Origin of the sequence: Myroides oncorhynchi (genome assembly GCF_020905415.1) — a bacterium.
Lineage (GTDB): Bacteria > Bacteroidota > Bacteroidia > Flavobacteriales > Flavobacteriaceae > Flavobacterium > Flavobacterium oncorhynchi_A.
In genome coordinates, this window is record NZ_JAJJMP010000001.1 from 72487 (window position 1) to 87875 (window position 15389).

Genomic DNA, 15389 nt, shown 5'->3' on the forward strand with positions numbered 1-15389 from the left:
ACTTTATGGATTTGGGTTTTTATCTAAATATGGTTTATTCCATTCATTTCTATTTATCCATTTATGGCCATTTTGCACCTGCATAAAGTTACCATTAGCATCTGTACGGATATTCATATTAACGTCCATTATTATCTCGGTTGCTGGGCCAAATAAAATAGTTGGGTTTTTATCCTGTCCTGATGCTCTCACATCAACACCAATAAATAATTTATTTCCGCTTGGATCTGTAATAAACGCTTCTGTATTAGGAAAATTATCCCCTGCAATCTGTGCTCTAATATTTAATACATCTCCTGTTTGAGTTAAATTAACCTTTGCATCTATATCAATATCTGGAGTAGGGCCTGGAGCTAATGGATTTGTTCCATAATATCCTGTTTCAAAAGAAACATTATTTTCTCCTGACCTAATTCTTCCTACATATCCATTTGGTGTATCAGTAGATGTTCCCCATATCGGATGATGAGACACATCAGAATATGTGCCATCTTTTCCTCTACCTGCATAGGTAACAGTACCTTCTTGTGGATCAGCTACAACTCTATGATGAATGCGTGAAGATGCTCCTTCTGCTAAACTAAAAGGCCTATTATCCCCTCCATAATCCTTGTAAAGAGTAGTTAGTCCCGTTAACCAATTTCCTTTACCAAAAGAAGGGCTTGGGTGAAATGACCGAATTGTTATCGGATATGGAATCATCCCATCCGGATCAATAAACCTAATAGGATTATTAAACGCATAGTTATAAGGGCTGTGACGACGCATCTGTTCTGCCAACGGATCCACATTCATCCATCTACCAATCGCAGCATCATAGTTACGCGCTCCATAATCATATAAATTAAGTCCTAACTCTTCTTGCTTCTCTTTTCCATTATATTGATACTTGTAATCTTTCATCAGAGCATCATTCTTTTGGTTATAGCCCTTATGAGCTAATCCAAAAGGATAATAATTCGATTCTTCTATGATCTCACTAGCCTCAATCGTGTTATTATTACTCTTGTCACTATAAGATAATCTTACATTACCTAGATGATCTTTAAACTGGTAAACATAAACATTTGTCTCTGCGTTAAAGAATCCTTCCGCTGTAGGGAAAAAACTAAGTTTGCCTTTCACATACTGAAATCCTCCTAGATAATCCGTTAGAGTAACAATACCTTTATCTGTTACTTTCTTCTGTACTTTCTCTCCAGAAGAGGTATAAATATACTCTATTTTATCAGTTCCAAAGTTTATCTCAACAGGTAAGTTTAAGTGATTATACTTAATCTTACTGATTTTCTTGTGTTTATCATTAGTTAGATTACCGAACTCATCATAGCTGTAGTCTGCTCCACTGGTATTAACTTGTTTAAACCCTTCTTGATTACCAGAGGCGTCTCTAACTGTAGATAATCTATTGCTTCCTGGTTCATAACCGTATGTTAGCTTATCGATAGTAGTTACTACTCCAGCGAGTGATGCTCCATTTCTATCAAGTCTAGTGATGTTTCCATTTTTGTCATACCCTAATTTCTCGTCATACAGATTAGCCGTTGAGGCTGAGTTTAAATCAGGAGCATTAAAAGAACCTAACACTAATCTATTTGCTCCATCATATACATAGCCATAACTACGCCTTTTATTATCTAAGGCGCTTTTCCATATTTGTTCAGTGATATTACCGTTATAAAGTCCTTTAACTCCTGCACTTTTTTGTTCAGGTTTATTGTAGTTTAATTTAAGGGCAAACAAAGTACTCTTTCCATTGTTTAACTGACTTATGTTACTTGTATTATTAATATCTGTTAACCATCCTCTTATATTGTATTTATACTGTAATTCTTGTAGGAATGTATTTGCTATAGGAGTTGTATTTGGCCTTTTGCCCCCAACGCGTTTTTTCTCTAAAGCTCCCAGCTCATCATACACATTTTCAAAAAGAACAACCTCGGCTAAACTATTAACCTTATGGGTTTGGTGTAACAGTCTTTCTGCGTGATCATAAACAAAGTTTTCTTCTATTTGTTGTACATCTGTAACAAGATTATCTCTTTTGTGTTTAGTGGTTACTTTTAAGGGAAGACCTGTAAAAGTATACTTTGTATCCACCTGGGTATATCCCTCTAGATAATTCTTTGTATAACTTCTAAGTATACGACTGTTATAATCATATAACATAAAAGAGATATTTGCTTTACTCTCATTACTTGTAGTAAGTACTCTTGTCCAATTCCCAGTAAGTAGCCCTTTTACATTTTGTATAACTGCTTGACCTTCTATGGCTGTAAAGTTAGTTGCTGCTCCTGGGTAGGTATAATCATCATAATAATTAACACTTAGTATTGTAAGATTGTCTTTAGGGAAAACAGTATTGGTATAAGTTAGTGGTGAACCGCTTACGGCTGAAGCTCTTTTCTCAAAAGATACAGCCCTAGCATTTACATTATCTTGAAATGTTTTCCTATCTACTTCCGTTACTGATGTAGCTGAGTAAAAAGCGCTATAGATTACTCTAGATAGAGCATCATACTTAGTTACCATCCATCCTTTAGCTTCTGTTCCAAATGGGTCGTATACAGGACCTACAGCCACTAGCCTATCTCCTTTATCATACACCATGTATTCCCAAGATTTACCTGGTAGCTTTTTAGCAACCAGTCGGTTTTTAGTATCATATTTATACTGATAGCCTAGCTTGTCTACATTAGCTAAGGTAACATCGCCATTTAAAAGAGGTGAAGTAATTATAGATAGATTTCCAAACTGATCGTAGATATAGTAGGTATCTAGAGTTTCTCCAGTGCCTGTGGTTACACCAGATGCTCTAAGGGTGTTATTTGGTAGATTTTCTACAGTATTTGTGGTTTTGTCTATCTCTTTATTTGCATTTTTCTCTAAATTATCTACTATAGTTCCAAAATTGTCTATAACATCTTGTACTGACTTTCCTTTAAGTTCTTCACCTAGTATATTACTTGCACTTGGCATAGAACTAGATGTTGGAGCATTAGAAGAGCCGCTAAATAATTGAGGTACTCCCTGGGTATTATTGTATACTCTTTTTAATACTACTTTACCTTCTTGATCTTTAAACTCTTCAGTGACGTTTCCATTCTCGTCTGACACAGAGCTCACATAAAGAGAATTTACAGGATAATTTCCTTTATCTACAACAGTTACATTATAAATTCCAGTGGCTGGCGTTAGAGCTGCGTTAGCTTGTCGATATTTTACTTCGTTAACTGTATTGAATCGATACTTAAAATCTACTGTGTTGTTACCACTTATTTTCCAATCCTCTCCTGCAGATCCTGTTTTTATAACTCGTTTTAGTGGTGATTTCTCATATAGCGTTTCACTATAGGGATTAGTTGTATTTTGGTATTTATCCGTGTTGTAATGCGTAAGCGTACCAACTTTAGCTTCACTTACATACTCAGAACTTCCATTAGCTGTGGGGTAACTTAAGAAATTTTTAGTTTGACCAATATTTAAATCATACTCCGTATGTTTTACTACACTTTTCTTATTTGGACTAACTCCTACTGCCACTTCTTGTATAGGACGTCCCAATCCATCGTAATAAACAACCTGTACTATTTGACTAGCAGCAGTGCCACTAGAGGTAGTAGGCTGGGTGTATTGAGTGCTTTTTATATAGTTTTGTGACCCACTCTGAGCTACAATAGCATTTAAACCACAAATACTAAATAAAGCGATATACTTAATTATCTTCATAATAGGTGCTATTTAGTTGTTTTTATAGTTGTACTGATACTCTTTTAATTTATTTCCTTTGGAATCTTTTATTAACGTTAGTCTATTAAAACCATCATACTCATACAATAGAACTTCTCCCTTGGCGTCTGTGATTTTAGTTACTCCAACTAAAGGCTTGTGTTCATAGGTTGTTATTAATGCTTCTTTTAATGAAGCATTACCTCTTAAGTTGTTTATCTGAGTAAATTTACTCTCATCTATGGTGTGAAGATTTGCTAGGCTCACACCTAAGGCACTTGCTACCTCTTCTTTTGACGCATTTTCAATCTTAGCGATTAATAGACCACTGCTGTAACCATAGATATAAGTCTGTTTAACTCCATCTGTCTCTAATTCAATTATATTTCCATTTCGACTATCTCTGTGAAGTATTTTTTGATTACTCTCTAAAGCAGAAGTTCCTTTACTAATCTTTATCTCTTGTTTATCTATTATATTATTTCCCCAATTCTTATAGGTGTTTTCTATGGTTTGTAGTTTTTCTGAATTCTCAGAAAGCTCATATTTAATAACCTCTGCTTTTTTATTATTTGCATACAAAAGATCTCCACTTGATGGATAGGTAAACTTCTCAATTCTATTTTTGTTTTTTAAAACGGTATTTATCTGAACTGGCGATTCTATAGTGTTGCCATAGAGATATGTTTTTTTTGTCTCTATAAAGTCATTTTCAAAATAGCTTCTCTCTGTTTCACTTGTCTTTCTAATCCAAGCACTCTTTATTGGAAGTAATTGATAGGAGAAATAATTATTACTACCTGTAGCTCCTGTAATACTATTTAAATTTGTTGAGAACTTCCCTTTTAAAAGAACATTATAACTCACACTACCAGTTCCTATGCTATTATTAGATAGAGTAGTGAAGCTTTCATTAAATTCATAAGTATTTGTCAAACTATGCTTTAGCTTGCTATCTAATCCAAAGACACTTTTGTGAAGTAGAATCCCTTGTTTAAAATCATCTTTTACAGAATAATTAAAATCATATTCATAACTAGGATAAGGCTCTATTAATACCCCACTAACAGCATTATTGGCTCCTGCGCTAAATTCATAATACGTTCTACCAACATCTATTATTGTCTCGTGTACATAAGGGAAATAAGCTTCCTTGACGTGATTCATAGCACTGGATGCTCTCACAATAGCTCTACATGTTCTAGAATTAGCAGAGGAAACAGCTCCCATTGTTCTCTCTGACACACCATGTAGTACTGGTAAGTTATAAGCTGCTTGAGTATGTGGGCTTTTTATATCTTGCTTATAGTCATATCTTACCTCCTTTTCCAATACGTTATTGTGATTATAACTTCTATAGCTACTTAAATGTATTATTGGAGCCGTTTGATAACTTGTTATTGTATCGGGAACTGTTCTTTCTATACGAATTCCTCCTGATAAAAAACAACTACCTTGCCTTATTAAAGTAATGTCTATTTTATCTCCTAACGATTTTATAGGACCTATAACGCCATTCTTAGTACCTCCTGCTCTATAAAGAATAGATCTATGATAAGGAGGAAGCGTATAACCACTTGGCAAATTAATACTAATTGTACCATTAGTACCTTCTCCTACAAATTGATCTAATCCAGAATTATCAGATGGATAAGCATTATCACAACTATTGGTATAATTAAGATATAAGACATCTTTATTACTTTCAGAGTATCCCATATCTCGCAAGCTATAAGTAGCCGTTTTACGCGAACCTGTATCATAAATATTTAATGTTATTCCATCACCAAAAGAAATCGTCTTTTCTTTAACTGTTTTAATAACACTTGTTGGTTGACTGTAAAAAAATTCCGTGTATCCTTTGGTTGGATAAGTAATCTTTTTTAATAGATAAGCTTGTAATTCTGAAAAATATGCGTCATTTCTATTTGATCCATTAAAATATTTATTATCTGTTTTTCCTGCAGAACCTTGAAGCTTAAAACTAAGACTAGGAAGTAAATCTTGATTTCCAATTCTAGCATTATAATTGCCCCAACGATCTAAGGCAAAAGAATCTCTAGGTGGTAACTTTACATCTTCATTGTATTCAAAACGATGTACTTCATTTTGATTATTAGTTACTGATAACAACTTTAATCTGTATTTTTCAGGTCTATTAGTACTGTTGTCATCACTTACAAAATATCCGTAATTAAACATAAACTGATTAACCAATTGATTGTTATAGCTTATTTCTATTTTCTTAAGCGCCTTTGCAGTTGTGCCTACATCTTTTCGATACATAGTATTGTCTATTAACAAACCTTCTTGAGAGGAATATTTAAAACTTATTTTAGTATTTCCATACTTTATCTCTTTGATATTCAAATTAGGACTAGCCCCACTTATTTTAACCTTCCTATTTTCAGGCCAAAGAGTTCTATTACATCTTAAATTGTGATCTACTCCACCAAGTTCTCCTTTCATAGCTGATTGTTCTAAATCAAAGTCGTTGTCAAAATCATATTGTATCTGATAATGATATAAAAAGGCTAAACCGGTGTTTTCATTGTAATAACTAAACTCGATCTCTTCGCTATTGGATAGTTTTATCTTACTTAAAACATAAAAAATATTGTTACTTGTAAATTCTTGAGGGTATTGATCACTGGTAATTCTATATGAATGTTTTGAAAAGTAATAAATATTAGCTTGAGTATCCTTTATAGTGATTGTGTTTTTATCTAGCGATAGAGATATTTCCATGTCTGAGTACGGTATACCAAAATACTTACCTGTAGAGTCAAAAATAAACTGACCATTACGCCCTAAAAAGTTGTAGGAATACACTGGTGACTTTCCTTGTACAACCCCTGAATTAAGCACATCCAAATAACTATATAAATCCTGAACAGCGCTATCGGTATTATATACTTTTCCTGTGTCATAGGCTTTTAATTTAGTCTTCATATTTACGCCTAGGTCATACTCTAAAGAGTGATCCACAGTTATTACTCCATAAGCATTTAAAAGCCAACCAAGCCCAACATTAGAAGCTAACTCATTTACCTTTATTCCCTTTGAAACATAATCTAAACTGATGGGTATTTCCAATCCTGTCTTTGTAGAAATGGTATAAATAGGTAAAGATATATTAGGTACTGCTCTTGTATAATTTAAAGAGTAATCTCCATACTCAACATACTTTCTAACCTCGGGAGGTAAATTCTCCAAGGAGTTAAACTTTGTTTGTTGAACACTTTCTGTTTGCCCATATAGACAAACCTTGATTAAAATGAAAAACAATATTGTTAGTTCTCTTTTCATATCTTACTCTTTTACAACATTAACACTACCCTCTATTACATCTGTCTTGACAGAGATGATATAGGTTCCCCTTGGATAACCACTTAAATTAAGCGGCTCTGTTTGATTTTTGATTGTTTTATGAAATAGTAACCTGCCTGTTATATCATATAGCTTTAAAACACCTGCTTTATATTCCACAGGTATAATGATATTGGTATAAGTAACCACAGGATTGGGAATAGCTTCTATTTTTAGCTTTTCTTGGTTTGTATCTTCTTCTGTTGTTTGTGAATCTTGATTTTCATCAAAAGTGTACCCCTTTACCTTAACAAGCCAAAAATCATTCATCCCCTTTTGACTACTTTTGTCTCTATTGGGTTTAGAGTCTGAGGTCTCTGCAAATACATAAGCTCCATCTCTTGTTTCTATTAATTTAGAAAGTACATTCTCACCTTTGCCAGAGATACTCTTCTGCCATAGCACATCTCCTTGTTTGTTAAGCAGTGTTCCTAAAAAGTTTACCTTACTTCCTTGTTTTGTTTTCTCTAGAGTTGTGCCTCCAAGTAGGATTGTTCCGTTGTCTTTTACAAGACCATTGCTTAAAAAGTTTCGAGTACCATAACCATAGGCAAGCTCTTGTTTGACCTGTCCCAGATTATCAATATCAAGTGACCAGTAATCTACCTCTGATTGCAATACGCTGTTTTTAGCCATCCCTGTATCTGAATCCGATATACCATAGAGTCTATAGCTATCCTTTGAGACTTCTTGTATTTGTTTGAGCTGATCATTTTTTTCTGCTCCATATGATCTCTGCCATTCAGTATCCCCTTGTGCGTTAATCTTTATAACCCAATAATCATTATTGCCATAAGACTCACTTGTCTTGTTTCCACTTACCCCTGAATTGCTATACCCCCCTATTAAGAATCCCTTATCACTTGTCGCTATTACATCTGATCCGATATCATCATACTCTCCCCCGAAGCTTTTTTGCCATTTTATAATCCCTTGTGAATTAATTCTTATAACCCAGATATCCTCGCCTCCATAATAAGAAACGGTCTTATTTGCCGCCGTTGATGAATTGGAATTTATTAAAACTAGATAATCACCCCCAGTTATGGGAAGTATCTTGACAAGGTCCTCTTTTTCTAACCCTCCAAAACTCTTTTGCCATAGCACATTACGAGCTGCGTCAAGTTTTATAATCCAAGCATCGCTCTTTCCGATTAATTCTTCTGTTTTGTAGTGATCCTTATCACTACTAGAGGTAAGTCCTAGTATAAAACCGCCATCTTTTAAAGTATGAGCAATACTGTTTAGAAAATTATCACCATTGCCTCCAATGCGCATATCCCATTCTTTTTTCCCACTGGCTTTCATCTTCCATAGCCAAGCGTCGTAGTTGCTGCTTCGCTCTGTGGTTAGATCTGCTCCTTTATAAGACTGCGTGGCTCCGGCTAAAAGAAAACCATTATCGGCCGTGGGAATCATATCAAGGAGATATTCTGAGTTATTGCCCCCTAAGGTCTGTTCCCATAGAATCTTTTGAGAATAACAATTTATTGATAGACAAAACAATAGATAGTAAAGTAGTTGTTTTTTCATAAAAAAGAAGCTAGTATTATTTAACTTAAAATTAAGTTAAATAATACTAGCTAAAACAATTAATAACTATTATATCTAAATAAATATAATTTAACAATAAATACACAAAAAACAATGCTAATCATTTACACAAAATGCAATGTTCTATGTTTTTTTAACAAAAAACAAGAATTTTAATTACTGAGTATAAATGTCTTTTTTTAAATTAATTGGTATAGTCACCCTAAATAATGCTCTGTGTGTCTTTTATAACCCCAAATTAAAGCGTAACTTAATTTCAGTATCTTGACCAAAATATTTTTTAATTTTATTCTCTTTTTTATTACTGAAGTTGTCTTGACTTTTGTAAATAAAGTTCAAATCAATTTTCAAAGACAATCTAATATGATACAAATAAGTGAAATATCAACAAAAAGACCAACTCATTACTTATCCTCTTTACAAGAACAAACCTACACTGTATTAGAAACACTCGCTATACTATGGCAAAGGGTTCAAACTAGTGAAGTGATAACTATGGAAGATTGTCTTCACATAGATGAGAAACTACAGATGAAGATGGTTAAAACTTTATTCTTATGTAATAGACAAAAAACAACATTTTACTTGTACATCACCTTGGGTAATAAAGCATTTAATAGTAAAGTATTTAGTGATATGCTCAATATTTCAAGAGTTTCATTTGCTCCACCTGAATCTCTTTATGAGAAAATGAAAACAAAAATTGGAGCAGCTACTATCTTTGGATTACTAGAGGATTCTGCTAATGACATACAATTAATCTTTGATCAGCAAGTTTTAGAAATGCAATTCTATGGATGTAGTGATGGCACAACAACCAACTATTTAAAACTAAATATGGAAGATGTTATTACGAAACTACTGCCTTACTTAAAAAGAGAACTTATTTCTATAAAGCTATAATAGACTAAAATAGATAATGATTATTTCATACAAAGGATTACGAAATTGTATTTTAAGTATCAGAAATTAAGATGATTTTGATCAAATATTCCACACCTTATACCACTTCATGAGCTCTTTAAAACTTCTAATGTGTATAAAAAAAGCATTGCTATTCTGTATGAGTTCAACATATTTATACTTCTTTTTTGGCGCTTCGAGTAATATATATTTTACCATCTTCATATTAAATTGACTTGTTGCACCATCTAGGTTACCAGCTCTACTATCCTTATGAGTAAGACTTCGTTTAATATATCGACATACCGAACCAATTGCAGAAAAATCTAACCATATAATACAAGTTGCTTTCTTAAATCGGGAAGGCATAAGGAAACTATAGTTACCTTCTATTACCCAATCTGTATATAAATCTAAGAACTGTTGATGGTCTACTGCTAATAAATCTCTATCACGTGGAGTCCAATTTGTATTAGGAATATGTGCTATTTGATCCAAATGAAGTATCTGAATATTTAATCTTTTCGCAAGTGTCTCTGCTAATGTAGATTTACCTGCGGAACTATTGCCAATAATACAAATTCGATTGCCTAATTGATTTAATGAAGTCATAGTTTACAAATATAAAAACAAAAGGTCTAAATACACTATTTTTCAAGTTGTACCTAAACCTTTCTAGTTGATTTTTAGATTCTGTTTTTTAGATAAAAGTTTTTAAACAATTATATTCTCCTGTAGACTTCCCCATTTTAGGACACCTCTAAATTCGATAAATAATTCTTATTATGTTCAGATTTGATGAAGAATTTAAATTCTTTATCATTGTTGTCCGATAAAAATATTGCATAAAAAAAGAAGCCAGCATGCTGGCTTCTAAAAAGTTATCGTAGTTTAGTCTTGCAAAACCATAAACACGATGAGTAAAAGTACATATTTTTCAAGTAAATCCGTATTCGGACAGCTGATTTCTTTAATAGATGACGAACTTATTAAATCAGCAGTAGTAAAAGCTAACTCTGATTATTATGTAAAGAAATTCAAATCCAAAGATCATCTGATAAGTATGCTTTTTTGTTGTTTTGCCAAATGTAATTCACTTCGTGAAGTATCTGGTGCAATGCTTGGCTTATCAGGAAAAACTAAAGGCTTCCAATTAGATCATATCCCAAAACGCAGTACCTTGTCAGATGCTAATAAAAATAGAGAAGTGAAATTTTTTGAAGATGTCTATAATCAACTTCTTAGTAAATACACGAATAAGTTATCGGACAGCCGAATTAAAGATGTTTGAGTTATTAATTTAACATCCGTATATTAGTATCTTAAAATCAATAGTATGGAAATATTTAAGGGTCAAAACATTCTGAACTTAGTAAAAGAACTACCAGATGACGAAGCATGTAAAGCTTATTTAAGTAAAATTAAGTGGTCAAACGGTTTTACTTGTGTAAAATGTGGTCATAAAAAAGGTTGCTTAAAAACTAATCATTCTTACTATTGTTATAACTGTGAACATGTTGAGAGTTCAACTGCTAATACTTTATTTCATAAAGTTAAGTTTGGTTTACATAAAGCATTTATGATTGTGTTTGAGATGACAACTTCTACCAAAAGCATCTCTAGCATTCAAATGGGTAAACGTTATGGTATAAGCCAGCCAACAGCATGGGGCTTTATGCACAAGGTTCGCCTAGCTATGCAAAGTAGTGAACAATATCCTATGACTGAGACAGTCCATGTAGATGAGTTCGTTGTGGGGGGATATGAACAAGGAAAACCAGGGAGAAGTTATGATACCAAAAAAACTAAAGCAGTGATAGCTGTTGAGTTAACTACTGATAGCAAAGTAAAAAGAGCATATGTTAAGTGTATTGACGATTATTCTGCTAAATCATTAACTACTATATTTGAACAACATATTTCAGAAGATGCTAATGTAATTACGGATAAATGGAGAGGGTATAATCCTTTGAAAAAAAAGTATAACATCACTCAAAAAGAAAGTGATAAAGGGGCTAATTTTAAAGAATTACACGTAGTAATTCACCAACTTAAATCCTGGATTAGGACTGTACCTTCACATATCAATAAGAAATACATCCAAGCTTACTTTAATGAATTCGTATATAGATTAAATAGATCCTTATTTAAGGGAACTATTTTTCATAACACAATTGTAAAGATGGTTAAAGCGAAACCAACTACCTTAAATATGATTAACGGAAACTAAACCAATAACTCAAAAAGATGTTATCAAAAAGCAAGTAAAGCTTGTTGATAGTAGTACTATAAGCCTATTTAAGGATATATTAAGTTGTGTAGGTCGTAAATCCAAAGATGGAAAATCTAAAGGAGGTATAAAAGTTCACTCAGTAATTAATGCTGATGAAAAGGTTCCCAATATGGTATGGTTTAGTTCAGCAGCAACACATGATCATAATTTTTTAAAGAAACTTAAATGTGATGATAATACTATTTATGTTTTTGATAAAGGATACAATGATTACAAGGCATTTAAACATTTTTCAGAGCACCAAACTGGCTTTGTAACAAGGATAAAAGACAATGCAAGTTATGATATAATAGAAACTAATCAAATCCCTGAACACCTACATAGTGGTGTATTACAAGACCAAATCATTGAAGTTAATATTAAAGAAAATAATATTTTAGCCAAACTTAAACTGCGCAAAGTGAAGTTTTATGATAGAGAAAATAAGAGAGTTTTTGAGTTTATTACTAACCTCTTCGAATTGAGAGCAGATATGATAACTGCTTTATATAAACTGAGATGGCAAATAGAACTTGTCTTTAAACAACTTAAACAGAATTTCCCTTTAAAGTACTTTTTAGGTGATAATGAAAATGCTATTAAAATACAGATATACTGTGTTTTAATAGTGAATTTACTCATATCTGTGATTAAGAAAAAGCTTACACGAAGTTGGGCTTTCTCAAACTTGGTGAGTTTTTGTAAGATTCACCTATTTAACTACATTAAACTATTACATTTCTTAGAAAACCCAGAGCAAGATTGGATTATTGAAGATCAAGAGATAAAACAACTCTCTTTATTTTGACAGCCTATTTTTAGGATAACTATGAAATAAAAACAATATAAAACTCACTATCAAGAGATTATGATAAAATAATCTCTTGATAATAAGTTTCATCGGACACTAATGATTCTTTATGTATCTCCGTTTAACGACATAATGCTATATTTGTAGTCTAAAACATAAGAAAGTCATGCTAAACCTTTTTACCTTTTCGGCTGAATTTACAAGTGAAGAAGCTTGCCGTTTACATTTTAAAGAGCAACGTGATAAGTTAGGAGTTACTTGTCAAAGATGTGGTCATGATGCCCACTATTGGATTCAAAGTAGATGGAGTTATGAATGTAAAAAATGTCGTTCTCGTATAACTTTAAAAAGTGGTACAATTATGGAGCATTCAAAACTATCTTTTTTGATATGGTATAAGACAATGTTCTTAATGACAGCGACTAAAAAAGGCTTTTCAACTTTAGAAATTCAAAAGCAATTAGGACTAAAAAGATATGAGCCAGTATGGGCAATGGTACATAAGCTTCGCAAGGCAATGGGTAATAGAGATAGCAAGTATACTTTAGAGGGAATGTTAGAGATGGATGAGGGATATTTTAAAGTAGAAACATCTGAAATAGAGAAATCTAAAACTAAAAGTGGTCGAGGATCTACAGGTGTTCAAAATGTTGCTAGTATGGCTGAAAGTACAGTTTTAGAGAACATAGAAACAGGTGAAAAACAAAATCATGTACGCTTTTTTAAAGCTGTTGTTTTAGAAGATCATAAAGCTGAAAGTGTTAATGAAATGATCAGGAAAAATATTGAAGAAAGTAGCATTGTCTTAACTGATAAGAGTACTTCTTATGTAGATATTTCAGATTTTGTTCAGATACATATTACTGAAAAATCATCAGAACAAACAACAAAAGAGACTCTAAAATGGGTACATATAGCTATCAGTAATGCTAAAAGAAATCTACTGGGAAATTACCATAAAATTAAACGAAAATACCTTCAAGCTTACTTAGATGAATTCGTTTATAAACTTAATAGAAGATACTTTGGTGAAAAGCTCTTTGATAGGCTTATTATTGCCAATATTACAGATTATGACAAATAACGGACATACATAAAATTCTTCATCAAATCTGGGCTTATATTCTTTGGGCGATTTATTCCCTAATGCTTTGTGAGGATGGTTAAAATTGTAATCCTCTCTCCATTTATCAGCCAATCTTTGTAACTGGTAGATATCATTGAAGTAAAAAGCATCTAATATATCTTCTCTAAAAAATCGATTAAAACGTTCTATATATCCATTTTGCATTGGTTTGCCAGGCTGAGTATATTTAATTTCTATGAAATTCTTCTCACACCAGTTTACAAAGGTTTTAGAGATAAATTCAGGACCGTTATCACATCTAATGTACTTTGGAGTACCTACTTCTTGTTTTAGGTTTTCTAATGTTTCTATTACCGCCCTTGCAGGATAACTTAATCCAGCTTCGATAGCTATTGCTTCTCTATTACAGTCGTCTAATACATTAAAAACTCTTACTTTTCTGCCATCTGTAAGTAAGTCACTCATAAAGTCCATACTCCAACACTCGTTGAGTACTTTTGGCGTTTCTAAAGGCTGTTTAACTCTTGTTATTAAACGTTTCTTATGTTTTCTTCTTAGACTGAGTTTCATTAAGCGATAAACGCGTAGAACTCTTTTTCTGTTCCATATAAGTCCTTCTCTGCGTATCTTATGGTAGCACTCATCAAAGCCGCGAGTAGGGTACTGTTCTGCTAATTCACTTAGTTTATCAATGACCTCTGTATCATCTTTTTTAGTTTGATAATACCACATTGATCGGCATAGTCCAACTAATGAACAAATATGAACAATGGATAACTTATATTGCTCTAACAGATACTTTGCTCTTTCTATTTTATCTGCTGAGCTTAGAACTTTTTTGACAGAATATCTTTGAGCATTTTATTGTCTAAACTAACATCTGCATACATCTGTTTAAGCTTGCGATTTTCTTCTTCAAGTTCTTTTAAACGTTTCAACTCTTGTTTTTCCATTCCACCATACTTCTTTCTCCAATAGTAAAACGTGCTCTTATCAATACCTAATTCTCGAGAGATTTCACTTACGGATCTTCCCTGTTCATTTTCTTTGAGAGCTTTAATGATTTGGCTCTCACTAAAATTATTACTTGTTTTCATACTTGACAGTTTTGTTTAAAGTTAATAATTTCGAATTAACAACAGTCCGATTTTTAGGGAAGCCTACAACTAAGCTGGCTCATTGGTTTAATGATATTCAAAAAGCTTCACTTAAACACTTTAATACTGTATTAAAGACTTTTAACGTACACTACAACGAAATCATCAATTACTTTAATAACAGAAGTACTAATGCATCTGCAGAATCTTTTAATGCGAAAATCAAATACTTCCGTATGATGTATAGAGGCGTTAGGGATAAGAAGTTTTTCCTCTTTAGATTAACTAGACTTTTTGCCTAGTCCCCAACTTTTGACTATGATCCAATATTTTTAGGTGCACTTTTAGAAAGAATGCGATACCCCTAAAAAAGAAAAAACCTATAACTCATTATGAATCATAGGTTTTTGTACTTTTTTGATGACTTTTGAAAAGTTATCTTTTATAAATCAGCGGAGAAAGAGGGTTAGCCTCTTTTACTTCGTATGCTTTATAAATAGGGGGTATTCACTTTTTTTAATTGATGTGTGCACCTTATTACGAACGTTTTAAAGCTATGATTGGAAT

The 15389-nt window shown here is 32.6% G+C and carries 12 protein-coding genes; 6 read left to right on the forward strand and 6 right to left on the reverse strand.

The features are described 5' to 3' along the window. Positions 1-3 precede the first annotated feature (3 nt). Genes LNQ81_RS00240 through LNQ81_RS00250 form a run of 3 tightly spaced genes read right to left on the reverse strand, consistent with a single transcriptional unit; the run spans position 4 to position 8631 of the window. Entirely contained in the window at positions 4-3729 is a 3726-nt protein-coding gene (locus LNQ81_RS00240; protein WP_229944185.1) for a DUF6443 domain-containing protein, read from the reverse strand. Between the two features lie 12 nt (positions 3730-3741). Then, positions 3742-7038: an RHS repeat domain-containing protein gene (locus tag LNQ81_RS00245; protein WP_229944186.1), complete on the reverse strand. Its 3297-nt coding sequence runs from the start codon at positions 7036-7038 to the stop codon at positions 3742-3744. 3 nt (positions 7039-7041) lie between these two features. Next, positions 7042-8631, reverse strand: coding sequence for a T9SS type A sorting domain-containing protein (locus LNQ81_RS00250; protein WP_229944187.1), 1590 nt, complete (start codon positions 8629-8631; stop codon positions 7042-7044). A 384-nt stretch (positions 8632-9015) separates the two neighbouring features. On the opposite strand from LNQ81_RS00250, the gene LNQ81_RS00255 reads away from it, so the two are divergent. Continuing rightward, positions 9016-9555, forward strand: coding sequence for a YbaK/EbsC family protein (locus tag LNQ81_RS00255; RefSeq protein ID WP_229944188.1), 540 nt, complete (start codon positions 9016-9018; stop codon positions 9553-9555). 81 nt (positions 9556-9636) lie between these two features. On the opposite strand, the gene LNQ81_RS00260 is transcribed toward LNQ81_RS00255, so the two are convergent. After that, positions 9637-10167, reverse strand: a complete 531-nt coding sequence (locus LNQ81_RS00260; protein ID WP_229944189.1) for a P-loop NTPase family protein — start codon at positions 10165-10167, stop codon at positions 9637-9639. 304 nt (positions 10168-10471) lie between these two features. On the opposite strand from LNQ81_RS00260, the gene LNQ81_RS00265 reads away from it, so the two are divergent. The 4 genes from LNQ81_RS00265 (at position 10472) to LNQ81_RS00280 (ending at position 13722) form a co-directional block, all read left to right on the forward strand. Beyond that, on the forward strand, positions 10472-10846 hold the full coding sequence (locus LNQ81_RS00265) for a DUF4372 domain-containing protein (RefSeq protein WP_229944190.1): 375 nt from the start codon (positions 10472-10474) through the stop codon (positions 10844-10846). 45 nt (positions 10847-10891) lie between these two features. Beyond that, a complete protein-coding gene (locus LNQ81_RS00270) occupies positions 10892-11785 on the forward strand; it encodes an IS1595 family transposase (protein ID WP_229944191.1) in 894 nt (297 codons plus the stop codon). Positions 11786-11807: 22 nt separating this feature from the next. Then, positions 11808-12635, forward strand: a complete 828-nt coding sequence (locus LNQ81_RS00275; protein WP_336245906.1) for an IS4 family transposase — start codon at positions 11808-11810, stop codon at positions 12633-12635. A gap of 169 nt (positions 12636-12804) precedes the next feature. Next, a complete protein-coding gene (locus tag LNQ81_RS00280; protein ID WP_229944192.1) occupies positions 12805-13722 on the forward strand; it encodes an IS1595 family transposase in 918 nt (305 codons plus the stop codon). Here the strand turns inward: LNQ81_RS00280 and LNQ81_RS00285 are convergent. Both LNQ81_RS00285 and LNQ81_RS00290 read right to left on the reverse strand, forming a co-directional pair. Further along, positions 13627-14538, reverse strand: a complete 912-nt coding sequence (locus LNQ81_RS00285) for an IS3 family transposase (protein WP_336245907.1) — start codon at positions 14536-14538, stop codon at positions 13627-13629. The genes LNQ81_RS00280 and LNQ81_RS00285 overlap by 96 nt on opposite strands. Positions 14539-14552: 14 nt before the next feature. After that, a complete protein-coding gene (locus LNQ81_RS00290) occupies positions 14553-14822 on the reverse strand; it encodes a transposase (RefSeq protein ID WP_229944193.1) in 270 nt (89 codons plus the stop codon). Positions 14823-14833: 11 nt separating this feature from the next. Here LNQ81_RS00290 and LNQ81_RS00295 point away from each other — a divergent pair, with 11 nt between their 5' ends. Continuing rightward, positions 14834-15124: a transposase gene (locus LNQ81_RS00295; RefSeq protein ID WP_229944194.1), complete on the forward strand. Its 291-nt coding sequence runs from the start codon at positions 14834-14836 to the stop codon at positions 15122-15124. Positions 15125-15389: the final 265 nt, after the last annotated feature.

Bases quoted from the DNA above. Each gene is read 5' to 3' on its own strand.
- LNQ81_RS00240 (WP_229944185.1), bottom strand. From the start codon at position 3,729: ATGAAGATAATTAAGTATATCGCTTTATTTAGTATTTGTGGTTTAAAT.
- LNQ81_RS00245 (WP_229944186.1), bottom strand. From the start codon at position 7,038: ATGAAAAGAGAACTAACAATATTGTTTTTCATTTTAATCAAGGTTTGT.
- LNQ81_RS00250 (WP_229944187.1), bottom strand. From the start codon at position 8,631: ATGAAAAAACAACTACTTTACTATCTATTGTTTTGTCTATCAATAAAT.
- LNQ81_RS00255 (WP_229944188.1), top strand. From the start codon at position 9,016: ATGATACAAATAAGTGAAATATCAACAAAAAGACCAACTCATTACTTA.
- LNQ81_RS00260 (WP_229944189.1), bottom strand. From the start codon at position 10,167: ATGACTTCATTAAATCAATTAGGCAATCGAATTTGTATTATTGGCAAT.
- LNQ81_RS00265 (WP_229944190.1), top strand. From the start codon at position 10,472: ATGAGTAAAAGTACATATTTTTCAAGTAAATCCGTATTCGGACAGCTG.
- LNQ81_RS00270 (WP_229944191.1), top strand. From the start codon at position 10,892: ATGGAAATATTTAAGGGTCAAAACATTCTGAACTTAGTAAAAGAACTA.
- LNQ81_RS00280 (WP_229944192.1), top strand. From the start codon at position 12,805: ATGCTAAACCTTTTTACCTTTTCGGCTGAATTTACAAGTGAAGAAGCT.
- LNQ81_RS00290 (WP_229944193.1), bottom strand. From the start codon at position 14,822: ATGAAAACAAGTAATAATTTTAGTGAGAGCCAAATCATTAAAGCTCTC.